16 protein-coding genes are annotated in these 23,968 nt (G+C 45.4%); 14 read left to right on the forward strand and 2 right to left on the reverse strand.

The features are described from left to right. The first annotated feature begins 28 nt into the window (after window positions 1-28). The 5 genes from LY387_RS22745 to LY387_RS22765 all read left to right on the forward strand — a co-directional run bounded on the left by LY387_RS22745 (window position 29) and on the right by LY387_RS22765 (window position 7,457). The gene (locus tag LY387_RS22745; RefSeq protein ID WP_042470078.1) at window positions 29-1,003 is read left to right on the forward strand and encodes an ABC transporter permease; all 975 of its coding nucleotides are present in this window, start codon (window positions 29-31) and stop codon (window positions 1,001-1,003) included. A gap of 8 nt (window positions 1,004-1,011) precedes the next feature. After that, the gene (locus tag LY387_RS22750) at window positions 1,012-2,004 is read left to right on the forward strand and encodes an ABC transporter permease (protein ID WP_042470079.1); all 993 of its coding nucleotides are present in this window, start codon (window positions 1,012-1,014) and stop codon (window positions 2,002-2,004) included. Then, window positions 2,001-2,954, forward strand: coding sequence for an ABC transporter ATP-binding protein (locus LY387_RS22755; RefSeq protein ID WP_042470081.1), 954 nt, complete (start codon window positions 2,001-2,003; stop codon window positions 2,952-2,954). The genes LY387_RS22750 and LY387_RS22755 overlap by 4 nt, the downstream gene beginning before the upstream one ends. Before the next feature lie 7 nt (window positions 2,955-2,961). Continuing rightward, on the forward strand, window positions 2,962-3,936 hold the full coding sequence (locus tag LY387_RS22760; protein WP_234496464.1) for an ABC transporter ATP-binding protein: 975 nt from the start codon (window positions 2,962-2,964) through the stop codon (window positions 3,934-3,936). 68 nt (window positions 3,937-4,004) lie between these two features. After that, window positions 4,005-7,457, forward strand: coding sequence for a hypothetical protein (locus LY387_RS22765; protein ID WP_234496465.1), 3,453 nt, complete (start codon window positions 4,005-4,007; stop codon window positions 7,455-7,457). Between the two features lie 103 nt (window positions 7,458-7,560). On the opposite strand, the gene LY387_RS22770 is transcribed toward LY387_RS22765, so the two are convergent. Then, the gene (locus LY387_RS22770) at window positions 7,561-8,565 is read right to left on the reverse strand and encodes a LacI family DNA-binding transcriptional regulator (RefSeq protein ID WP_042470085.1); all 1,005 of its coding nucleotides are present in this window, start codon (window positions 8,563-8,565) and stop codon (window positions 7,561-7,563) included. 777 nt (window positions 8,566-9,342) lie between these two features. On the opposite strand from LY387_RS22770, the gene LY387_RS22775 reads away from it, so the two are divergent. Beyond that, window positions 9,343-10,626, forward strand: a complete 1,284-nt coding sequence (locus LY387_RS22775; RefSeq protein ID WP_234496466.1) for a carbohydrate porin — start codon at window positions 9,343-9,345, stop codon at window positions 10,624-10,626. Between the two features lie 298 nt (window positions 10,627-10,924). Further along, complete coding sequence (locus tag LY387_RS22780; protein ID WP_234496467.1) at window positions 10,925-11,812, forward strand: MalM family protein; 888 nt, start codon at window positions 10,925-10,927, stop codon at window positions 11,810-11,812. Between the two features lie 115 nt (window positions 11,813-11,927). Here LY387_RS22780 and LY387_RS22785 read toward each other — a convergent pair whose 3' ends face one another. Continuing rightward, window positions 11,928-12,119: a hypothetical protein gene (locus LY387_RS22785; RefSeq protein ID WP_042470091.1), complete on the reverse strand. Its 192-nt coding sequence runs from the start codon at window positions 12,117-12,119 to the stop codon at window positions 11,928-11,930. A gap of 368 nt (window positions 12,120-12,487) precedes the next feature. Here LY387_RS22785 and LY387_RS22790 point away from each other — a divergent pair, with 368 nt between their 5' ends. The 7 genes from LY387_RS22790 (at window position 12,488) to LY387_RS22820 (ending at window position 23,903) form a co-directional block, all read left to right on the forward strand. Continuing rightward, entirely contained in the window at window positions 12,488-13,432 is a 945-nt protein-coding gene (locus LY387_RS22790; RefSeq protein WP_234496468.1) for a sensor domain-containing diguanylate cyclase, read from the forward strand. Window positions 13,433-13,604: 172 nt separating this feature from the next. Then, window positions 13,605-15,425 carry an extracellular solute-binding protein gene (locus LY387_RS22795; protein WP_234496469.1) on the forward strand — a complete coding sequence of 607 codons (1,821 nt, stop codon included), beginning with the start codon at window positions 13,605-13,607 and terminating at the stop codon, window positions 15,423-15,425. Between the two features lie 9 nt (window positions 15,426-15,434). Further along, the gene (locus tag LY387_RS22800; RefSeq protein WP_042470094.1) at window positions 15,435-16,523 is read left to right on the forward strand and encodes a microcin C ABC transporter permease YejB; all 1,089 of its coding nucleotides are present in this window, start codon (window positions 15,435-15,437) and stop codon (window positions 16,521-16,523) included. Continuing rightward, a complete protein-coding gene (locus LY387_RS22805; RefSeq protein ID WP_042470095.1) occupies window positions 16,524-17,546 on the forward strand; it encodes an ABC transporter permease in 1,023 nt (340 codons plus the stop codon). Window positions 17,547-17,556: 10 nt separating this feature from the next. Beyond that, window positions 17,557-19,161: an ABC transporter ATP-binding protein gene (locus LY387_RS22810; protein WP_234497831.1), complete on the forward strand. Its 1,605-nt coding sequence runs from the start codon at window positions 17,557-17,559 to the stop codon at window positions 19,159-19,161. 375 nt (window positions 19,162-19,536) lie between these two features. Next, on the forward strand, window positions 19,537-21,129 hold the full coding sequence (locus tag LY387_RS22815; RefSeq protein WP_234496470.1) for a glycoside hydrolase family 16 protein: 1,593 nt from the start codon (window positions 19,537-19,539) through the stop codon (window positions 21,127-21,129). A 368-nt stretch (window positions 21,130-21,497) separates the two neighbouring features. Continuing rightward, entirely contained in the window at window positions 21,498-23,903 is a 2,406-nt protein-coding gene (locus LY387_RS22820) for a hypothetical protein (protein WP_234496471.1), read from the forward strand. Window positions 23,904-23,968: the final 65 nt, after the last annotated feature.

Consider the following 23,968-nt stretch of genomic DNA (forward strand, 5'->3'; position numbering starts at 1 on the left):
TGAGGCCCCACATTTAAAAGGTACTGCTATGTCGTTTTTAGCTCGCCGCTTTGGCTTTTATTTCACTGCGTTTCTTATCGCAATTTCGTTTAACTTTATGTTGCCTCGTCTCATGCCTGGTGACCCTGTAGATGCACTATTTGCAGCAGCGCAGGGACGTATGGATCCGGCTCAGATGGATGCTGTTCGCGAAATGTACGGCTTTGTTGATGGCAACGTATTTGTTCAATACATCCATTACATCAAGAGTGTTTTCACGCTCGACCTTGGCCCTTCGGTACTCATGTTCCCAATTAACGTGTCTGACGTCATCGCGATGGCACTTCCTTGGACCATGTTCCTAGCTCTAGGCTCTCTCATTGTTGCACTCATCATTGGTGTCAGCATTGGTACTTACGCGTCGTATCGCCGCGAAGGCTTCTTTGGTCAGGTTGTACCACCAGTATTGGCATTTATCAGTAACTTCCCATACATCGTAACCGCACTGCTTTTGTTCTACTTCTTCGGTTTGAAGATGGAGTTACTACCACTTGCGTATACCTACGACCCTTCACTAGAACCAGGTTGGACGTGGGAGTTCATCGCAAGCGTCGCTAAACATGCTGTATTGCCGGTTGGCTCTATGGTGGTGGTCGGAATCGCGACTTGGGTATTCAACATGCGTAACGCCATGATCAACGTATTGGGCGAAGACTATGTCACCATGGCTGAAGCTAAAGGACTGAGTAGCTTCCGCGTGATGTACCGCTATGCAGGTCGTAACGCCATCTTGCCAGTTGCGACGGCTATCGCAATGGCGATTGGTTTCTCATTTGCAGGCTCAATCATGACTGAGGTGGTCTTTAACTACCAAGGTTTGGGTAACATTCTGCTTAAAGGCATCGTTGCTCGTGACTATCCGCTAATCCAAGCCATTCTGCTTATCTTAGTGACCGCAGTTCTGACTGCTAACTTTATCGCCGATCTTCTATACGTTTGGCTAGACCCACGAATTTCCAACTAGGCCGTATTATGGAAAAGTTAATAGACGCGCATAAATATGACCACGAGTCGAAGCTCGCGGTACGAGAATCTGCTTTCTCATGGAAAAACATCAAATCGAAACTAGGTAAGGTTTACGCCTTCTTCTACGGAAACCCACCTGCGATCATTGGAGGATTTCTACTTACCGTTGTTCTTGCTGGAGCTATTTTTGCACCTGCACTGGCAACTCATGATCCAGAACGCCGCGTAGCACGCCCTCATGTTGCGCCAAACGCTGAGCACGTACTTGGTTCGACACGTAGTGGCCGTGATGTTTATAGCCAAGTGCTTTATGGAGCGAGAAAGTCGCTTACTGTAGCCCTCACTGCTGGTGTTATTGCAATGAGTATTGCGGTTTTGGTTGGTGTTTCTTCGGGCTATTTTGGTGGCAAAATCGATGAACGCTTGAACTTTCTTACTAACGTATTTCTGGTGTTTCCACAGCTTCCGTTACTCATAGTATTAGCAGCATTCTTAGGGCAGGTGGGGTCCCTCGTTATTACCGTGTTGCTCGGTATCACCTCCTGGCCGTGGGGCGCGAGGGTGATACGTTCTCAGACAATGGCGATTCGTAATAAGGAGTTCATTATTTCTGCCGAGGTAATGGGTGAGTCAAAGATCCGCATCATTCTTGTTGAGATCTTACCAAACCTAATCTCTATCGTGTTTGGTGGCTTCTTGGGCACAGTTATCTACGCAATGGGCGCTGAGGCTGGCTTGGGTATCCTTGGTCTTGGTGATGCGACAGAAGTGAGTTGGGGTTCAATGTTGTACTGGGCACAAACGTCATCGTCACTATACACAGGTGCTTGGTGGGAAATGATGGTTCCAGCAATGGCGCTAGCAATCACAGGTGGTGCATTAGCACTGATCAACATGTCGATTGACCAAGTGAGTAACCCGAAACTTCGTACGGGTCCACACATCAAACTGTGGCACAAACTGAAAAAAGAAGCAGATAAGAAGAGAGGCCTACGATGAGCGCATTACTCGAAATCAATAATCTATGTGTCGACTATGTATCGCCAAATGGCGTTGCTCGCGCGGTCAATAACGTCAGCCTGACTATTAAAGAAGGGGAGACGCTGGGTATTGCTGGTGAGTCTGGTTGCGGTAAAAGTACGCTCGCGTTTGCTATCTCTCGTTTGCACAAAGCACCTGCACTGATTTCAGAAGGTGAAATCTTATATAAAGGCGAAGACGTGCTGAAAATGAACGACCGCAAATTGCGCCAGTTCCGCTGGAACGATGTGTCTGTCGTGTTTCAAAGTGCTATGAACTCGCTTAACCCTGTAATTACCATCGGTGAGCAGCTAACGGATGTTATCTTGGCTCACAAGAAGATTCCTTACAAGCAAGCCCATGAAAAGGCTGTTGAGTTGCTATCCATTGTTGGGATTCACGGTGACCGCATGGGTAGCTTCCCGCACCAATTGAGTGGTGGTATGCGTCAGCGTGTGGTTATTGCCGTAGCACTCGCCCTTGAGCCTAAGCTCATCATTATGGATGAGCCAACCACGGCATTGGATGTGGTTGTCGAACGTGAAATTCTTAACGAGTTGTATGACCTTAAAACTAAGTTTGGCTTTTCAATTTTGTTCATCAGCCATGACTTGAGCTTGATGGGTGAAATTGCTGACCGAATTGGTGTGATGTACGCAGGTAACCTAATTGAACTGGGTGATGCTCAGCAGGTGTTTGGTGCTCCAGAACATCCATATACCAAAGGCTTGGTAGCTTCATTCCCTACAATTCACGGTCCAAAAGAGCGTCTATACGGCATTCCTGGTAATCCAGTGAACCTACTCGATATCCCGACAGGGTGTAACTTCCAAGCTCGCTGTGGAGAGTGTTTTGAGAAGTGTAAATCGGTAGAGCCTGCGCTCTCTGCTCTGGCGAATGGTCGTCAAGTCTCTTGTCATCTGGTTTAAGGAAGTAATGATGCAAAGTAACGAAGTCATCCTATCGGTAAAAAACTTAGTTAAAGATTTTCCTCTGGGCCAATCAGTGAAGTCGAACCTAATGCGAGCAGTAAATGACGTGTCGTTTGAGCTTCGTAAAGGTGAAGCTTTGGCAATCGTAGGCGAATCGGGCTCCGGTAAGAGCACGGGTGCACGTATCTTGACTCAGATTTATGACAAGACGGCTGGCGATATCCATTTTAAAGGTGTACCGATCAATGAATACATTGAGCAGAATGGTCAATTGGAATATGCACGTCAGGTGCAAATGATTTTCCAAGACCCGTTTGGCTCGCTTAACCCAGTTCATACCATCTATCACCATATCGCGCGCCCTTTGATGATTCACAATCGCGCAGATAAGAAAGCTATCCCGCAGCTAGTCTATGATTTGCTTGAGCTGGTGGGTTTGACTCCGGTAAAAGAGACAGCAGAGAAGTACCCACATGAGCTCAGTGGTGGTCAAAGACAGCGTGTTGCTATTGCACGTGCTATTGCTGTTGATCCTGAGGTTATCCTAGCAGATGAGCCTATCTCAATGCTCGATGTGTCTGTGCGCCTTGGTATTTTGAACCTGATGGCTGACTTAAAAGATAAGCACGGCATTTCATTTATGTACATCACCCATGATATTGCGACTGCTCGCTACTTTGCAGAGAAGACAGCCGTCATGTATGTCGGTCACATGGTGGAGTGGGGCGAAAGTGATAGCGTGACGCAAAACCCACAGCATCCATACTCTAAGCTACTGCTCTCGGCGGTACCAGAAGTGGGCAACGCAGGTCGACGCGATCTTGCTGTGAAGAAAGGGGAGATCCCTTTATGGAAGCCATCAAGTGTCGGTTGTCCTTTTGCTACACGCTGCCCGAACGCAAGCGAAATCTGTACGAAAGAGATGCCTGAAACCACGCAGATCTCCGAGCAACACTTTGTACGTTGCCACAACATGTAGTTTAAAGAATCCCAAAAATTTTGCGCTCTAAAGAAAGCGCTTACAAAAAAATCAGAAGTGACCAAATTATGGAACAATTACAAGCTAATCAAGCGTTTGAAGTGAACGGAAAATTTATCACTCTCAACGAAGAACGTTTTTACCAGATTTCTAATGTCGATCAGATGGCACCGTTTTTTATCAGTGTTGTCTCTGCCAGTAACCATTGGTTGTTTATTTCATCAACAGGCAGCTTGTCCGCGGGGCGTATTCGTCCAGAGAATGCACTTTTCCCGTATCGCTCTGTTGATCATATTCATGAAAATTCGGACAACACAGGCGCTAAAGCCGTTATTCGTGTGGCGACTAGCGATGGGGCACCTGCACTATGGGAACCTTTCAACCCGCACCATGACGGCTTGTATCAAGTGCAGCGCAACCTTTACAAAAATGCTGTCGGCGACAAGATCTTATTTGAAGAACTAAACCACACCTTGGGCCTTCGCTATCAATACAGTTGGTCTACGTCGGATAAATTTGGTTTTGTGCGCGAAACACATGTGACGAACCTAGGTGATGAACAGGTTCAATTTGAGATTATTGATGGTATTCAAAACCTACTTCCGTCTGGCGCGCCGCTTCAAGCGCTGCAAACACGCAGCGCACTGGTCGATGCTTATAAATGGAATGAGCGAATCGATGATCTACCGATGGCAACCTACAGCATGTATGCCAAGCTTAGCGATCGTGCTGAACCAGCGGAATCTCTAAGAGCGACGACGGTATTCGGTATTGCAGAAAAAGCGCAGCAAATTTCTCTTAATGCCAAAGACGTTGCTAGGTTCCGTAAAGGGCAACCACTTGATGCCCAACCATTAACTCGCGGTGAACGTGGTGCCTTCCTTATCACTCAATCTCTAGTACTTGAGGCGGGTGAAACGGAATCTTGGCTGATGGTGGCTGATATCGATAAGTCCCATGCAGATGTTGCTGCATTGAAGAATCAGATGGTTTTAGACGATGAAATCGCGGTAACGGTTAAGCAAGATGTCCAAGCAAACCAAGATGAGCTGAAACAGCTTATGGCGGGTGCAGACGCGTGGCAGTTAACCTCTTCGGAAGAGACTGCCGTTCATCACTACGCGAATGTGCTATTTAACAATATGCGTGGCGGCGTGTTTGTCTCTGGTTATAAGCTGGATGCGGATGATGTCCTCGCTACATTTACACGCATCAACAAAAGAGTCGTAGAGAAACATTCAGCACTGCTACGCACGCTTCCAGAAAACCTATCGCATCCGCAGTTAGTGTCGATGGCGAAAGAGACAGGTGATCAACAGCTTCTGCGTATGGCCTACGAATACTTGCCACTCACCTTTGGTCGTCGTCACGGTGACCCAAGCCGCCCATGGAACCATTTTGAAATCAAGGTGCGTGACGACGAGGGACAGCGTTTGTTGGCATACCAAGGTAACTGGCGTGACATCTTCCAGAACTGGGAAGCGATGGCCTTGAGCTATCCAAACTTTATCGGTTCATTTGTCGCTAAGTTTGTAAATGCGTCGACGATCGATGGCTATAACCCTTACCGCATTACCAAAGAAGGCGTGGATTGGGAGCTACTTGATTTGGATGATCCGTGGAGCAACATTGGCTACTGGGGTGACCACCAAATCATCTATCTACTCAAGTTCCTAGAGCTTGCGGATAAGTATCAAAGCAATGACCTGATTGAATGGCTGAGTGAAGAAACCTACAGTTATGCGAATGTACCGTATGAAATTGCGGGTGTTGAGCAGCTGTTTGCTAATCCGAAAGATACGGTTGCCTTTAATGAGCAAAAGCAAGCCGCGACGGAAGAGCTTACCGATTCACTAGGTAGCGACGGTCGATTGGTGATGGGCGAAAATGGCGATGTTTATCAAGTGAACCTACTTGAGAAGCTCCTTGTACCGCTGTTGTCTAAGCTAAGCAACTTCGTTATTGATGGTGGTATTTGGCTTAACACGCAACGTCCAGAGTGGAATGATGCCAACAACGCTATTGTGGGTAACGGTCTTTCGATGGTGACGTTGTACTACATGCGTCGCTATGTCACCTTTATGCAGAAGCTAATTTGCCGCGCTCCAATTAATGTTGCGCTATCGAGCGAAGTGGCAGTATGGCTAACCAAGACAAGTCAGGTATTGTCTGAAGCAGCAGCGTCGCTGCGAGTTGAGAAAATTACACCTCAGTCTCGTAAATCGCTGCTCACGAAATTGGCTAAAGTCGCTGAAGAGTATCGTATGGGCGTTTATGCCAACGGTTTCTCAGGTAAATCGACGCTGGAGATGACAGAAGTTGAAGAGTTACTTCGCGTATCTAAGACTTTGCTTGACCACACCATCCATAGCAACAAGCGCGATGATGGCCTGTACAATGCCTACAACATCCTTGATCTTCAAGGTGATGGTGCGAATGTCGAATATCTATATCCAATGCTGGAAGGGCAGGTTGCCATCCTAAGTGCGGGTATTCTGGATGCGACACAAGCGGTAGATTTGCTGACTAAGCTGTTTGATAGCGAGATGTTCCGTGAAGATCAATTGAGCTTCATGCTGTACCCGGATCGTGATCTAACGGCATTTTTGAAGAAGAACCATATCACTAAGAACCTTGTTGATAATAGTGAGCTGCTTCAGGCGATGCTGGCGAATGACGATAAACGAATCGTTAATCAAGATATTGAGAACCGAGTTCATTTTAATGCTGATTTCGAGAACGCAGCGATTTTAGAGGCTCGTATTGCAACTGTTGCTGAGGATTACCCTCGCTTTGGTCGCAAAGAGTGGGCTGAAGTGTCTGATATCTATGAGCAAACCTTCAACCACAAAGCGTTTACAGGTCGCTCTGGTACTATGTTTGGTTATGAGGGCTTAGGTTGTATCTATTGGCACATGGTCTCTAAACTTCTACTTGCGGTTCAAGAGAACTACCAGCAAGCATGGGTAGAGCTAGGTAACAGTGACAAGACTAAGCAATTGGGTGAGTTCTACTACCGAGTGCGTGAAGGCATTGGCTTTAACAAAACACCAGAAGTGTACGGTGCGTTCCCAACGGATCCATATTCGCATACGCCAAAACAAGCGGGTGCACAGCAGCCAGGTATGACTGGTCAGGTTAAAGAAGAGGTGATTACACGCTTTGGCGAGCTGGGTATTACCGTGACAGATGGAGAAATCCAGATTACGCCTAACTTATTGTCAGAAAACGAGTTTTTGACTGAACCTGTGGCATTTGAGTACTTTGATTTGCAAGGTCAGGCGAATCGTATCGATGTGAATGTGGGGAGCCTAGCGTTTACGCTATGCCAGGTTCCGTTTGTATACACATTGAGTGAAGAACAACATGACGTATCTTTGACTGTTGAGCTAACCAATGGGCCTACGATTGAAAAAGTATCGAACATGATTCCAGAGAATCTAAGTAAGCATATTTTTGATCGCAGTGGTCAGGTGAAAGCTGTTTACGTGACGATTCCAGCAGAAAAACTGGTTATCTAGCCACACATTAACTAGATATCAGGGCAAACAAAAAGGCAGGACAATTTAGTTGTCCTGCCTTTTTTTATATTCTGAGCGTAATAAAGGTTTAACCTTTCGTCATTTAAGCGAGGTTTTTCACCGACCCTCGGCTGATGATAGTCGGTTCGATAGGCTCGATGGGTTGCGAAGCACTACTTTTGCCTTTAACAATCGCCATTACTTTTTTAGCTGCCGCGGTAGCCATTTTTTGAATTGGGAAATCTACAGTTGTTAAACCTGGAGTCATGTGCTGACCAAAGGGTACGTTATCGAATCCGATAATTGAGATATCTTCACCAACGCGGAGTCCGCGTTCCAAACATAACGTGTAGGCGGTCATCGCGATATTATCGTTCATACAGAAGATGGCGGTTAACGGGATATCTCGATCTAACAAACGACGAATGGCATCATGATTACATTGATGGTCAAATCGGCCCTCGACAACAGCATTGGGATTGTAGTCGACACCGTAATGGCTCAATGCATTGCGATATCCTTGCAGACGGTCGCGACTATCGACTTTACTTAGCTGACCACTGATACATCCAATTTGTGTATGACCTTTTTTAATCAGATACTCAGTGGCTAAAAACCCACCTTTTTCATTGTCGAGCCATACACAGCGGTCAGCCATTTCAGGAATGTAGCGGTTGATAAGTACTGTCGCTTCATTTTGGCGCGAGATCTCAAGAAGTTCACTGTCCGATAGGGTATCGACAGTCAACACCAGCCCATCCACTTTCTTTGAGCGAAGAAAACGAATTGATTCATGTTCTTCATCATACTCTTCGTGGCCGCTAGTAATAATCAGGTGATAGTTTTCCGAGCGAACGACCTTTTCGACTTCGTGCATCATTGGCCCATAAAAGGGACCATCAAGCGTACCGACAAGCATACCAATACTGCAAGAGCGGTTTGAGGCGAGTGCCTGCGCAAACGTATTAGGTTGGTAACCTAATTCTTCCATTGCGGCATACACTTTTTGTTTGTTAGCTTCTTTAACCGAAGAGTGACCGTTCAGTGTCCTTGACACTGTTGCTTGCGAGACCTGAGCTAACTCAGCGACTTCTTTTATCGTAATCAATTCGCGATCCTATCATTCAATCTTGTTGAAATTATTGGAAATTTCTTCAATGACTTCCACTCACTATACTACAAAGCGCCCATCTGATGGTAATTCGAGTGTTGTAGACACGATCCACGACGGTGAACTGTGATCTGGTTAGCGATTTGTAGTGCGGAAAGCATCATATCGGATTGTTTTCTCACATTTAGTGACTGACTCCACATTAGTAAAAGTAAGCGCTTTCTTTGTGGTGACGAGCCTCATGTTTTGTAGATACGTGCAATTTCGACCTATATACATAGGCTAGCTCTACAATTAATATAGTGATCAAGCAATGGGGAACAGAGTCAGTACAAGGCACTTTCTCTTAATTTTTTCCTTATTATTGAAAGCGCTTTCTTATTGGATTGAAAGGTTTTCTTAAGGACTTAAAGAACAAATCGAATCAGAGCCTTATTTGGTCTCGTGAAGTGGGTTGCGAGGAAAACGCTATGCCAATTTGTGCATAGTAAAATTTGAAAGCGCTTACTTATTGTTGAAAAGGATTTTTGGTGAATTTATAAGCACATTGGCTTCGGGCTTGGTGCGTGATAACCATAAAAAATATCAGAATAACTAATTTGATTTCCGTCTTTTCTATAGGCGGAAAAGAAAACCGGAAGTGGAGTGAATTTGGAGGGGGTCTAGGTTCATTTTTCTTCTAACTCTCAGTGTGAATTAAATGAAAGCAGTGGTTGTCTTTGTTTATACGCACTTAAAAAATGGAAAATTTATAATAAAATTCAGGAGTTGGTAATGAAATTATCACAAGTGACTCTAGCCTGTTTAATGGCTGGATTAAGTGCTGCTAGTTCTAACGTGATCGCAAGTGAAAATACACAAGGTTTTGAGTTTCACGGTTATTTTCGTGCTGGTGCATTATATAGCAATAATGACGATTTTAAACGCTCTAAGTTCCCAGCGACAAAAGAAAAGCTTGGTCGTTTAGGTATTGAATCTGATAACCACTTTGAGCTCGCACTTCAGAAAAATTTCGATACTGCAGATGGTCAATCGGTGCGTATTAAAACCCGTGCAGGTGCAGATAATGCGCAATCAGAAGGTAAAAACCAACTGGGCACAAATGCTGATGCGGCGAACGGTAGTATTGGTTTAATCGAGACGTTTGTAGAGTTTGACGGCGTGACAGAAACAGGCACCATGTGGGGTGGTAAGCGTTTCTATGGTAAAGATAACTACATCTTTATGACTGACTTCTTCTATACCGATATGTCAGGTACTGGTGTTGGTATTGAAGGTATTGAGCTTGGTGGAAATAAATGGGATTTCGCATACGTAGCGAGTGATAATGCTGAGGGTGGTTACTGGGGACTTGATGATAATAACCCAATGCATGCTGTACACGTAGGCGTTAACTTTGGTTCTTTTGAACTGCATGCTATGGGTAAATATTTACCAGATAATTTTGTAGATGATGTTGAATATGCAGATTCTGGTTTTGAAGTTACCGGTATTTATCATTCTGATACTGTATTTGGCTTGTCTGAAAAGGGCTTTACTAAATATATTGCACAAGCAGGCCAAGGTTTAGGTTCAGGGCAGTTATTGGGTGGTACAATTACAACCTATAATGCATGGAAGCCAGGTTACGGCGGTGCGATGGGTCCTGATAACATGAAGAAAATTGATTCTGGTGATGTATCGACTCGTGCACTTATTTGGGGTGGCTACTTCTTTGAGAATGGCGTAAGTATTTTCCACTCTATTCAAGGTCAATATAATGATCTCGAAAAACGTGGTAAAGACTCTTGGGCTTCTGCAATGATTCGACCAACTTTCCCAATTTCTAAAAACTGGTCTATCGCAACTGAAGCTGGCTACCAGTATGGCGATTGGTCTGATGAAAACGGCGTAGGCGGCAGTAACTATGACTACAAACTGACTATCGCACCAACAGTGACTGTAGGTACTGGATTCGGCCCTGCACCAGAGATTCGTTTCCTAGCGACGTACCTAGATGGTTCTGACCGTGACAAAGCAGATTTGTTAGTAGGTATTCAAGCTGATATGTGGTGGTAACCCCAGCCACTGTCTTAGGAGAGGGGACGGGTATGTGTATCATAGGGAGAGAGCATACCCGTATTTTTCACAATATTCATGATTCATATTGTGTTTATGTCTTTGATAATAAGTGCACTGGCTCTTGCGTAGCTTTTTGCATATTCAGGGCAGTTTTATCTTGCCACTCAGTTTGCTGAGTGGCTTTTTTTGTTTGAGTTCTAACTTTGTCTAATTGTTTCGTGAAAGCGTTTACTTTTTAGGTAAAATAATAGTCATTCTACAATGATGTGAATATAAGTAGTTAAGGAGTGTTGCTATGATACGAAAGACGATTCTCGCCTTAGCGCTGGCAACCATAGCGGGTTGTGCTAGCCAAGTCCAAGACGCTAATAATAGTAAAGATGAGGCAGGTATAGCAGCTTTAAACTCACAGCAAGGGTGTTGTGAATCTCTGGCCAATGTGAGTTTCGCTCCAGTGAGCAAACCAGGCGCTGTAGAGATCAATTTGTCTACTCAGTCTCCAAAAATTGAACTAAACAGCGGGCGCACTTTTGCCGAAGGTATTGAACTGCCGTCTGCGCTCGGTGAGATCAAGTTAACGGTTTACTCTATTATCGACAAACAAGTTTTTGTACCGACAGTACTTGTGCTTGATGAGAAGTTTCAAGTTCTTGATGTTATTGGAGAAGATATCATCAAACACAGGGAGAGCTCGATACTATACAAATCTGGCTATTTGGGTGAATACGCGATCCCAAATCGCTTTTCTAATGGTCAAAAGCCAGTTTATCTCGCCGTTGTAACCACAAAAGACGCTTTGGCGACGAGTTCAGAGCCAATGCCTCCGAGTGAATTTGCCCTGCAATCAGGCTCTGTTTCGGCTAATGACCCATATTACTCAAATCTTACTATTACGCATTCAGCGATTGGCAAAGTCACGTTAGAGCTGGACTATGAGCCTACTGGTTCACGTTCGGAAACAGAAGCAGAGAAGCAAACAAGGCAAGATGCGGTTGCTCAGCACTCGGAAGCAGTAACGACAGAAAAGCTCACGGCGACGCAAGAGCAGGCGTTTAATCAAGCGATTGAGCGAGCTGTTGAACAAGGTGAGTTTGAGAAAGCCCTGAGACTATCAAAAGAAGCGGAGAGCTTAGGCTCAAAGAGCGCTCAACAAGCGTTTGTTGACGCGATGAAAAAGTACTAATGGGCGATCAGTAAGTGTTTTAAGCATTCAGGGCAACGTATAATTTGTTGCCCTGAATCTATACTCTTCCGTTTGCAATCTTATCTCTTAATACACGACACCTTATCGAAGCAGATTAATTGCTGGTGAGAGTAGGGCAAGGCGTATTGGTGTTAAGTGCATAAACCACCGTATCTGTCCCTGCTGCTTTGTATAAGCATACATTTGAACCACCCTGTCCGGTTGCTACGCCTGCTGGTTCCAATTGTTGCGCTGAAGCTGAAACTGCGAAACCAAACGTGAGCGCTGCAATGATTAGTGCTTTCATGACTAAGTCCTTTCGTTGAACTGAATGAATATGTACCAAATGTGATTTGAGTCACACTTGTTATCAGTAAGACTAGTTCGGTTTTTTCTATTTACAAGCTCGTTGTCGCCACTCTCGTTATCTTCAGATAACGATCTACGTATCGCGAGGTTGTGTTTAAAACGCATCTACTTTTGTAAATGACGACAATGTCAATAGATTGAAAGGCAGATTCTCGAGCAAAGCTGTGATCTTTGTTCAAATCGTGCTCTAGATATCAAAATTTGATTTTGGGCCTGGGGATTGGATAAGAATCACTGCAAAACCAATAAGTAGGGTTTAAACTCTAAGATTATTATATTCAACACGGTGCATTTTAAAGCAACTATATGCTTGATCTGATCTTATCAACACATCAGGGTTCACACGAAGAGCTGCTCGGTTTATCTGAGGTGTTTGACGCTGTGGATGCCTATATATTTATAAAAGATAACGAAGGTCACTATCAGTATGTCAATCGTAAAGTCTTAGACACTTTTGGTGTGACTCTCGATGGAATTAGAGGTAAAACAGACTGGCATTTGTTTAGTTTTCGCACCGCCAAAATGATGCGTTTGAATGATAAGAGCGTTATAGACACTCGCAAACCCACTCAGCAAAAAATTCCTTTCTCCATCGAAAATAGTGAGCTTTACCATTTAACGGTGACGTCCCCAATCATTAAAAATAATCAGGTTCTAGGTGTCATTGGTTTTGCCGTAGATGTATCCAAAGACATGGCTGAACGTCAGGTTCTGCTCGAGGAGGCTAATACCGATGGGCTGACTGGGTGTTTTAACCGTCGCTATATGCACTTAGCGCTAGAAGAAGAACAAAATAAGCACAGAGAGCTCGGAGTGCCGAGTTCGCTATTGATCATAGATGTCGATCGCTTTAAGCCAATTAACGACAAGTACGGACATTCAATTGGCGACAGAGTGTTGGTTGATGTGGTCGCTGTCATTGACCAATGTACTCGTGAGCAGGATAAACTGTGTCGATATGGTGGAGATGAGTTTGTCTTGCTGCTACCCGGCAGTAATGTTCATCAAGCTTATGCACTTGCTACGCGCCTGTCGCGCAAAATAGATGCGCTCGAGTTTCAGAGCAGCAGTGGTAAAACCTTTGGTGTGTCATGCTCAATCGGTGTCGCGACTCAAGCGCTCGATGACGGAAGTATTGTGGAGCGTGCGGATAAGGCGCTCTACATGTCTAAAAAAGGGTGCTCTGGTCGCGTCCACATGTATTGTCCTGAAACCCATGTTATACAAGAGTGCAGCCAATGTGGTGATTAAATCATCGGTTAAACATGCATCCAGTAAACTTTAACCCAATTTTGAAACAGCCTCCCCTGTTCACCCTTGAAAACCCCGTCAAATACAGCTATTTATAACAGTATAAGCAAGATAAAACTGATCTAGGAAAGGACGCTCTCAAACGCCCTTTCTTTATTTTTAGGGGAAAGGGATGACGTTAAAACGAAACGCGCTTTTAGCGATAGGAGTGGGGCTGTTTGCCTCAGGTGTGATGGCTGCAAATGTGGTTGAGACCACATCTCTAACCGGCTTTGGTACGGCTAAATACCCGCAAGACTTCCAGCACTTTGATTATGTAAACCCAGAAGCGCCTAAATACGGCAAAGTTACCTTTGGACAAATGGGTACCTTTGACAATTTCAATCGCTATGCTTCTCGAGGTCAACCTGCTGCTGCGACTGGCGAGCTTTATGATCCCCTAATGCTTCCTTCCTCTGACGAAATTGACTCTTACTATCCACTGATTGCCGAGAAAGTTCGTTATGCCGACGATTACAGCTGGCTTGAGCTCGACATCAACCCTAACGCGCGTTTTAGTGATGGAGTGCCTATCACAGCGAAAGACGTAGAGTTTACCTTTGATAAGTTCATGAAAGAGGGAGTGCCTCAGTTCAGGGCTTACTACAAAGACGTGAAAAGTGTTAAGGCGACGTCGAAGCTAACCGTGCGCATTGAAATGTCAGTTCCTAACAAAGAAAAACTGTTTGGACTGGCTCAGGGTACACGAGTGTTACCAGAGCATTTTTGGAAAGATAAGAACTTTGCAGAGCCTTTGAATGAGCCTCCAGTAGGAAGCGGCGCTTATAAAATCGTTGATTACAAGATGGGTCAGTCTCTGACTTATGCCTTAGATGAAAACTACTGGGCAAAAGATCTACCAGTTAATGTCGGTCGAAATAACTTTAAGACCATTCAGTATGACTACTATCGTGATGACACCGTAATGCTCGAGGCATTTAAAGCCGGTGAGTTCGACCTAAGACAAGAAAACAGCGCGAAGTTCTGGGCAAGCTCATACACAGGTGCCAACTTTGACCGTGGTTTTATCAAGAAAGAAGAGATTGAACACCACAAGCCAATGGCTACTCAAGGCTTTGTATTCAATATTGAACGACCTGTGTTTAGCGATCCAAAAGTCCGTGAAGCGCTGAGTTACGCGATGGACTTTGAGTGGATGAACCGAAACATGTTCTACGACCAGTACACGCGTACCCGAAGCTATTTCCAAAACTCAGATTATGAAGCAAAAGGGCTTCCTTCTGCGGCCGAGCTTGAAGTGCTTAACAAGTATAAAGGAAAGATACCTGAACGTGTGTTCACTGATGAATACAACCCACCGGTTACCGATGGTTCAGGTCGAATTCGTCCACAAATGCGCAAAGCATTCGCCCTATTAAAAGAGGCCGGTTGGGAGCTTAAAAACAAGGTGATGACTAATGTAGAAACAGGTCAGCCTCTAAGTTTCGAGCTGTTGATGTACAGCCCAACGACTGAGCGAATTGCGATTCCTGTCCAAAAGAACATGCGCGCGATGGGGATCGACATGCGTATTCGCACCGTGGATACAACACAGTACCTGAAACGCTGGCGAGATCGTGATTACGACATGATTTCTTCTAGTTATTCAGCACAGCGTTATCCTAGCTCAAACCTAAAGATTGTATGGAACTCGAATTTTATCGATTCAACCTACAACCAAGCAGGGGTAAAAGACCCTGTTATCGACGAGCTGACCGACTTAATTGCAGACAGCCAGGATGATCCAGAAAGATTATTGGTCCTAGGTCGGTCATTAGATAGAGTGCTTCAGTGGAACTATTTCGTTATCCCTCAGTGGCATATCAAAAAATATCGTGTGGCAACATGGGATAAATTCGAGCGCCCAGATGTCTTACCTACTTATGACTTAGGTATTGATACGTGGTGGGTGTCGGAAGAAAAGGCACAGAAGCTACCTGCAAAACGTCGATAAGAGGAAACCATGGCGGCCTATATATTCCGACGCTTGTTGTTGGTGATTCCAACGCTTTGGGCGATTATAACGATCAACTTTTTTATCATTCAGATTGCTCCTGGGGGGCCTGTAGAACAGGCGATTGCACAAGCTCAGGGGCTAGATTCTGGCATCATGGAGCGATTCAGTGGTGGGGGTACAGAGGTTGACTTGGATACCGACCAAGGTGACGTGGCGACAGGCTATAAAGGCTCTCGTGGTCTAGACCCAGAAGTTGTTGAAGCCATCAAAATCCAGTTTGGTTTTGATAAGCCGCTGCACGAACGTTATTTCGATATGCTGAAAAACTACGCCATGTTTAATTTTGGCGACAGTCTTTTCAGAGGTGGTAATGTTATCGACTTGATTAAAGAGCGTCTTCCCGTGTCCATCTCGCTTGGATTATGGAGTACGCTGATTATCTACCTGATATCGATACCGCTTGGAATTCTCAAGGCTATTCACCATGGTTCTCGATTTGATATTTGGTCGAGTGCTGTGGTGATTGTTGGTTACGCCATCCCTGGTTTCTTATTCGCGATTATCCTGATTATTTTCTTCGCAAGTGGTAACTACTTTAGTTGGTTCCCTTTGCGTGGATTGGTGTCGAGTAATTTTGACCAACTAACTTGGTACCAGCAGATCATTGATTACTTTTGGCACCTAACGCTGCCAATCTTGGCCATGGTAATAGGCGGGTTTGCTACCTTGAGTATGCTGACTAAGAACTCGTTTCTTGATGAGATCAATAAGCAGTATGTCGTGACGGCTCGAGCGAAAGGTCTCGATGAGAGTAGCATTCTCTACAAGCACGTTTTCCGCAACGCTATGCTAATCATCATTGCTGGATTCCCTAGCGCTTTTATCAGTATCTTCTTTACCGGTTCGATGTTGATTGAGGTGATGTTCTCGCTGGAGGGAATAGGGCTGTTAGGCTTTGAGTCAACGATTCAACGTGACTACCCAGTGGTATTTAGCTCGCTTTACATAATGACGTTATTGGGTCTGATTTTGAGCATTATTTCTGACTTAACTTATACGTGGGTGGATCCTCGTATCGATTTCGAGGCGCGATAGATGGCTATGAATCCTCTCACGAAAGCACGTTGGCAACGCTTTAAAGCAAACAAGCGAGGTTATTGGTCGACATGGATCTTTTTGGTCCTGTTTTTCTTTAGTCTATTTGCCGAATTTATTGCTAACGATAAACCACTTTTGGTTGAGTTTGATAATCAATGGTACTACCCGATCTTTGAACAGTACGCTGAAACCGAGTTTGGCGGAGAGTTCGAAACGGAAGCTGACTATACAGACCCTTATGTTATTGACCTTATTGAAGAAAAAGGGTTTTTAATCTGGCCGTTGATTCGATTCAGCTATGACACCATTAACTACGATATCGTCGCCTCCGTACCATCAGCGCCTGACAACGTGAACTGGCTGGGCACCGATGACAAAGGGCGCGATGTTCTAGCTAGGGTTATCTACGGTTTTCGAATTTCGGTATTGTTTGGGTTTATCTTGACTCTGGTATCGAGCGTTATTGGTGTCGCTGTTGGTGCGACGCAAGGCTACTATGGTGGCTGGATTGATCTACTGGGGCAACGGTTTATCGAAGTGTGGTCGGGGATGCCGACACTTTTCCTTTTGATTATCCTATCAAGCTTTGTAGAGCCGAATTTCTGGTGGCTACTCGGAATTATGGTGTTGTTTAGCTGGATGAGCTTGGTTGGCGTTGTTCGGGCGGAATTCTTACGCTGCAGAAACTTTGATTATGTAAAGGCTGCCCATGCCATGGGTGTTGATGATAAACGTATTATGCTACGTCACATGCTACCGAACGCGATGGTGGCATCATTGACTATGATGCCGTTTATTCTTTCCGGCTCGGTGACGACATTAACCTCGCTAGATTTCTTAGGGTTCGGCCTACCAGCGGGTTCACCATCACTTGGTGAGCTACTTGCTCAAGGTAAAGCAAATCTACAAGCGCCATGGCTCGGATTATCTGCGTTCGCGGTGTTGTCGATTATGCTAACTCTTCTCGTATTTGCGGGCGAAGCCGTTCGCGATGCATTTGACCCACACCAACAAGGCTAAGGAGAGGATGATGACAAAAGACGATCCTAAACACGTTCTCTCAATCGACAGCCTATCGGTGGGTTTTGGTCGAGGTAAGAACATCGAACAGGTGACGTTCGATGTATCGCTGGATATTCGTAAGGGCGAAACACTGGCACTGGTTGGCGAAAGTGGCTCTGGCAAATCGGTCACGGCCAACTCTATTCTCAAGCTGTTACCAAAAGGCTCTAGTCACTATTTGAACGGTCACATTAAGTTTGACGATATTGATATGCTCAATTGCTCAGAGCGCCAATTGAGAGGTATTCGTGGCGGTCGTATTGGAATGATTTTCCAAGAGCCGATGGTCTCACTTAATCCACTGCATAAAATCGGACGTCAGCTAGTTGAAACACTAGCGGTTCACCGTGGTATGCGAACCAATAAAGCAGAGCAACTGGCAATCAGCTGGCTCAAAAAAGTGGGGATTCGTAACCCTGAGCAGAAGATTACTGCGTATCCTCATGAACTGTCTGGGGGTGAGAGACAGCGCGTTATGATTGCGATGGCGCTTATTAATGAACCTGAACTCTTAATAGCTGATGAGCCTACTACTGCGCTGGATGTATCTGTTCAGGCGCAAATTCTCGATTTGCTGAAAGACCTGCAAAAAGAGATGGGGATGGCGATGCTGTTCATTACTCATGATCTGAGTATCGTGCGTCGTATCGCAGACCGTGTTGCCGTTATGCAGCAAGGCAAATTGGTTGAAGTCGGAGAGTGCCAGCAGGTGTTTACTACTCCAAGCCATCCATACACGCAGAAACTTATTAACTCCGACCCAAGGGGTCTGCCTGTTGAGGTGAATAAGCAAGCGACACCTTTACTGTCTGTTGAAAACCTTAAAGTGTGGTTTCCAATTAAAGGCGGTTTATTCAGACGTGTTATCGACCATGTTAAAGCTGTGACCGATATGAAGTTCGAACTGAAACAGGGCTACTCTATCGGCTTAGTAGGAGAGAGCGGCTCTGGTAAGTCGACGACGGGTATGGCTATTCTCAAGCTGGTCCAAAGTGAGGGCTTGATTGAGTTTGATGGTCAAGATATTCAATCATTAGACCGCAAAGGCATGCTGCCTTATCGAAGTCGGATGCAGGTCGTTTTCCAAGACCCATTCTCAGCCTTAAACCCGAGGATGTCTGTTGCCCAAGTTATCGGGGAAGGTTTAAGAGTTCACTTTGAACATGACGAGCAAACCTTAGACTCTATGATTTGCGATGTGATGCGAGAGGTGGACCTCGACCCAGAAACAAGGCACCGTTATCCAAACGAGTTTTCTGGTGGTCAGAGGCAACGCATCGCTATTGCACGTGCGCTGATTCTAAAGCCCGAGTTCATTCTGCTCGATGAACCAACCTCCTCGTTGGATAGGACGGTTCAGGCTCAGGTTTTAGACTTATTGAAAGAGCTACAAGTGAAGCACGGTCTGACTTACCTGTTTATCTCCCATGACTTGAATGTGGTCAAATCGCTGTGTCATTACACGATAGTGATGAAAGACGGTCAAATAGTGGAGCAGGGTAGCACGCAACATCTGTTTGCGAACCCAGAAAAGGACTACACCAAGACGCTCGTCTCGCTATCCGCATTTTAGCCGCATAGTTATAGTTAAAAGGGTTAGCCGCTTTGTGCGGCTGACTCCCTATCCCTATACTCTATTATCATAAAAAGTAGCTAATATTTTGTAAGCGCTTTCTTTTTGGTGATGAGAGGTTGCTTTTTAGACATTGATATCTCACTAGCTCTATACAGTGAAGTCAATTTATAGTGTCATAGTTGCCAAGGGATGATGAGGGTAGTTCCAAGAACTACTCAGTACCAAATCAGTATGATACATAACGTTTTTTTTGAATTTTAAAGAAAGCGCTTACTTAAAGGTTTGATGAACTTTATCCGCGATCATACTCCGGTATGGAGGTCCCTCATCAGTGATTGCCAATAAAAGAATGCTCGTATTCAAGGAGTAACAATGCGAAAAATGAAGCACACACCCACGGTTCTAGGTTCGGTGGTTTCTTTGGCTCTACTGTCAGGTTGTGCCAGTACTGAAGAAGGCGAGAGCGCGAATACGGATTTAGTCCAAACCAAAGCGCCAGTAGAACTGACTAACGTGCCCGTAGCGGTCAGTGACGATTGGCAACTCGTCTGGGAAGATCAATTTGAAGGTGACACCATCAGTAAGCGCAATTGGAGCTTTGAAACCAACTGTTGGGGTGGCGGTAACAATGAACAGCAATGTTATACCGATAGGAGCAAAAACGCGTTTGTAAAAGATGGAATGCTCCACATTGTTGCTCACAAAGAGCGCTTCACGGGACCGGATAACCCTGAGGGCAAAGCCGGTATTAACAAGACGCTCCCTTATACCTCTGCCAGACTTCGCACCAAAGGAAAGCGAGATCAGAAATACGGCCGATTTGAAATACGAGCCAAACTACCAAGCGGACAAGGCACGTGGCCTGCAATTTGGATGCTACCCACTGAAAACAAATACGGCACATGGGCTGCATCTGGTGAGATAGACATAATGGAAGCCGTTAACCTTAAGGTTCAGTCTGATGCACCGGGAGCAAAAGAAGGCGATGGTGAGAACCGTATCTATGGCAGCCTGCACTATGGTAAAAACTGGCCGGATAACGTTTATAGCGGACAGGGAGCGACGCTACCCGATGGCGTTAACCCAGCCGATGGTTTCCACACGTATGCAATAGAGTGGGAAGAGGGTGAGATACGCTGGTATGTCGACGATCTGCATTATGCGACGCAAACTCAAGACGGTTGGTACAGCCAATATGAGAAAGAAAAAGGGCTTGTGGTCAATGCGGAAGGTGCGGCGCCTTTCAACGAGAAGTTTCACTTACTACTTAACCTAGCGATCGGTGGTTCATGGCCAGCGAATGCCAACTATGGTGGCGTTGATGACAATGATTACCCAAAAACTATGCTGGTGGATTACGTTAAGGTGTATCGCTGCGGTGTTGACCGATGGAAGGGGCACGGATGTTCAAGCCACTCGGAATTTGCGAAGTTAGTTGAGGGACACGAAGCGCCAGCAATATTGGCAGCAGATGATAGCTACGCAGAAGGGCCAACGCTTGAAATCTTTACGGATACGCTGAATGCAGCGCTTGCATACGCCAGCTATGACCCAGTGAATATTGTCGAACACAAAATAGCGCAAGAAGACGAAAGAGGGTCAGTTCTAGAGATCACTAAACAAAACGGCGCGGGTAACCTCTATTTCCGCTCCCCGGTTACTGATATGACGGAATGGAAAAAAGAAGGAACGTTGGTCTTTGATATCAAAGTAGAAGAGGGAGCAGATACTGAGCTGCTAATAAAGATGGATAGCGGCTGGCCAAATACAAGCGACTACGTGGTACCAAAATCGAACGTGGGAGAGTGGAAGCAAGTGAAAATCGCCATTGCAGACATCCTCGATAGTGACAACAGTTTCGCTCCAGGAGCACAAGCTGACCCGAAAGCAGTAAATAATATCTTGGTTTTTGAACCACAAGGGGCCATGACGTTCAAACTTGATAACATTCGATTTGAAAGATAACACGCTAATAGAGTCTATTAAGCAGAAAAACGGAGCATCGCAAGGTGCTCCGTTTTTGCCATTTAAGGGCCATCAAAACATCCTATTTTGTGCTCATAAAAGTAAGCGCTTTCTTTTTGGTGAGCGAATCCGATCTTCTGAAACTTACTTGGAATCTTGATGTATACATGATGATTATCGTAATCAATACTAGCTATATCAGTTGTTGTGGCAATTAAGGAACCTTGTTTCTTAATGAAATAATGAGTGTCTAATAGCGTAATTCTATTTCACGAAAAGAAAGCGCTTACCTTATGTGGATTCGTTTCTGTGTATGCCAGCGTTGAATCTACGAGCTTTATAAAAAATAAAATAGCAAGGAAGTAACAATGATGAAAAGAAGTCTAACACCTCTTGTTCTCGCTTCTGCGGCAGTCATGCTGTCTGCATGTGGTTCCGATTCAAATGATTCAACAACGGGAAGTGGGGATTCAGGCGGCGCAAATAACGGGAACAATGGTAATGGAGATATTAATGTCTCAGTCACTCCAGACTATCAGCTCGATGTTAAGTCGTCATTGCCGATTGATTTTGGCAATGCTTTGACCGAGCTAAACGCGATTAATCCTGATCCTAGCTCTATGTACGTCACTGGCACAGTATTAAAGACAACAAAGCCTGCGGGTGCGGAAACCTGGGCGGGCAGTACCGTGGCCGATCAATCAAGCTTGGCGCTATCAGAAGAAAGGAGTGTTGTTACCGCTTGGGTATATTCTCCTGAGGCTGGTATTCCTGTCCTCTTTAAAGTGGAAAACGATGCTGATGCCTCTCAATTTGCAGAAGTCTTAGTAACCACAAGTAAAGCCAATGAGTGGGAGCAGCTTACTTTTGACTTCAGAGAACTAAACCTAGGCGAACTTAACGAGGCTTTTAAGTATAACAAAAAGAGTCTGTTCTTCGATTTTGGCAACGTCGGTAGTGGTAACGTGTTTTATTGGGACAACCTTCGCCTCGAAGGGGTAGGTCTATCCGCTCAACCAACGCCTGATTCGTTCCCAGTTTCTGATAGCGGTCAGCCGCTTTTGGGTAACCCACAGTATCAAGCAATTTCTTATGGTGCGTGGCGAAGCGATACCCGAGAGTCTGGTGATTTAGTGCCAACGGTTCAAGAACATGTTGAGGACATGAAGATCCTAAATGCGATGGGTATCAAAGTTATCCGCACGTACAACACCCAAGGCTTCATCGGTACTGACGGTTACAGCAACACAGAAAATCTACTGGCGGCGATTCGACAACTGAAAGACGAAGCAGCGGCTGACGGTAATACGTTTGAGATGTATGTCATGCTCGGTGTCTGGATTGATGCCAATAATGCATGGACTGGCTCTCCTATTGATTCATCCACAGACTCGCCGAAAAATGCGTTAGAGATTGCGAAGGCGAAAGAACTGGCGCTGGCATATCCAGATATCATTAAAGTTATTGCTGTTGGTAATGAGGCGATGGTTGACTGGGCGTCGTCATACAAGGTACACCCTTCGATAATCCTTAATCATGTCAAAGACCTGCAGAGTTGGAAGCTTGAGAGCAGCGACACTGATGACCTGTGGATCACAACCTCCGATAACTGGGCGGTATGGGCAGGCATCGACAACAATGGTAACTATGGTGAGCAAGCTGATCTTAAATCGCTTATCCAAGCGGTTGATTATGTGTCTTTGCATACCTACGCGCACCACGATACGCATTATGACCCAATCTTTAAAGAGGACTGGAAAGTCTCTGAAGCGGACCAATCTCTGAGCAAAGAAGAGCAAATCGCCATTTCAATGCAGAAGGCTTACACTCGCTCTCTCGAACAGTATGCTGCGGCCCAGGCTTTCGTAAATAGTGTTGATCCAACAAAACCTATTCACATAGGCGAAACGGGGTGGTCGACATCCTCAACCGACGGTTACGGCGCTGGGGGAACTCAAGCAGCGGATGAATACAAACAGAAGATGTTCCATGATGACATGCGCGACTTCGCCAACAATGAGGGTGTATCACTGTTCTTTTTCCAAGCGTTCGATGAGCCATGGAAAGGTGGCGATAACCCAGGCCATTCTGAGAAAAACTTCGGTCTTATCGATATAGATTGTAACGTCAAGTACGTTGCATGGGATAAGGTTGATACGCTCAATGACCTAGGATTGACTCGAGACTGTAACGGCTTTACGGCGAGCTACGGTGGCGTTTATGCCACGTTAATGGATGACGTGCTCGCTCCACCATATGCTCCAGTAGAGCAGCCTCCGGTTGAGGGAGAGTTCAAGGTGCTGGGTTCTGCCCTGTTCAGCGGTGCTGGCGCATTCGCATGGGAAGACACGGCTTGGGCTGGCGTTGACGAAGACGGGGTGCTGACTGTTGCGACCTCTCCAACGAGTGCAAAAGACTGGGGATGGGGTACACATATTGGTGATGAAAGCCGCCGAGACTTTACTGCAGTTAAGACACTCAAGTTTGATATTAGAGGCTTCACTGAAGGTGGTAAGGCGTTAGCCGAGTTTGCCTTTGGCGTTGGCTTCCAGTCCGATACCGGTGGGCAATGGTCTACCAACCACACAATTCGATTTAATACGGGTGATTACCAACTCACGACTGATTGGCAGACCATTGAAGTTGATATCAGCCAGTTCTCTAACTCACCGAATCTAACCCAAGTTACTCAGCCATTTATTGTTAATGGCACAACAAAAGAGGGGCTTACAGAGGCGGATATTCAAGTTCGAAATATCTCTTGGTTTGAATAACCGTCACTAGTCACACGGTGATGGCAATCATGCCATCACCACCTCTTGAACCCGAATAGTTCCAA

It is taken from the genome of Vibrio maritimus (genome assembly GCF_021441885.1).
GTDB classification, from domain to species: domain Bacteria; phylum Pseudomonadota; class Gammaproteobacteria; order Enterobacterales; family Vibrionaceae; genus Vibrio; species Vibrio maritimus_B.

Bases quoted from the DNA above. Each gene is read 5' to 3' on its own strand.
- LY387_RS22745 (WP_042470078.1), top strand. From the start codon at position 29: ATGTCGTTTTTAGCTCGCCGCTTTGGCTTTTATTTCACTGCGTTTCTT.
- LY387_RS22815 (WP_234496470.1), top strand. From the start codon at position 19,537: ATGCGAAAAATGAAGCACACACCCACGGTTCTAGGTTCGGTGGTTTCT.
- LY387_RS22800 (WP_042470094.1), top strand. From the start codon at position 15,435: ATGGCGGCCTATATATTCCGACGCTTGTTGTTGGTGATTCCAACGCTT.
- LY387_RS22785 (WP_042470091.1), bottom strand. From the start codon at position 12,119: ATGAAAGCACTAATCATTGCAGCGCTCACGTTTGGTTTCGCAGTTTCA.
- LY387_RS22805 (WP_042470095.1), top strand. From the start codon at position 16,524: ATGGCTATGAATCCTCTCACGAAAGCACGTTGGCAACGCTTTAAAGCA.
- LY387_RS22775 (WP_234496466.1), top strand. From the start codon at position 9,343: ATGAAATTATCACAAGTGACTCTAGCCTGTTTAATGGCTGGATTAAGT.
- LY387_RS22750 (WP_042470079.1), top strand. From the start codon at position 1,012: ATGGAAAAGTTAATAGACGCGCATAAATATGACCACGAGTCGAAGCTC.
- LY387_RS22795 (WP_234496469.1), top strand. From the start codon at position 13,605: ATGACGTTAAAACGAAACGCGCTTTTAGCGATAGGAGTGGGGCTGTTT.
- LY387_RS22760 (WP_234496464.1), top strand. From the start codon at position 2,962: ATGATGCAAAGTAACGAAGTCATCCTATCGGTAAAAAACTTAGTTAAA.
- LY387_RS22765 (WP_234496465.1), top strand. From the start codon at position 4,005: ATGGAACAATTACAAGCTAATCAAGCGTTTGAAGTGAACGGAAAATTT.
- LY387_RS22810 (WP_234497831.1), top strand. From the start codon at position 17,557: ATGACAAAAGACGATCCTAAACACGTTCTCTCAATCGACAGCCTATCG.
- LY387_RS22790 (WP_234496468.1), top strand. From the start codon at position 12,488: ATGCTTGATCTGATCTTATCAACACATCAGGGTTCACACGAAGAGCTG.
- LY387_RS22755 (WP_042470081.1), top strand. From the start codon at position 2,001: ATGAGCGCATTACTCGAAATCAATAATCTATGTGTCGACTATGTATCG.
- LY387_RS22780 (WP_234496467.1), top strand. From the start codon at position 10,925: ATGATACGAAAGACGATTCTCGCCTTAGCGCTGGCAACCATAGCGGGT.
- LY387_RS22820 (WP_234496471.1), top strand. From the start codon at position 21,498: ATGATGAAAAGAAGTCTAACACCTCTTGTTCTCGCTTCTGCGGCAGTC.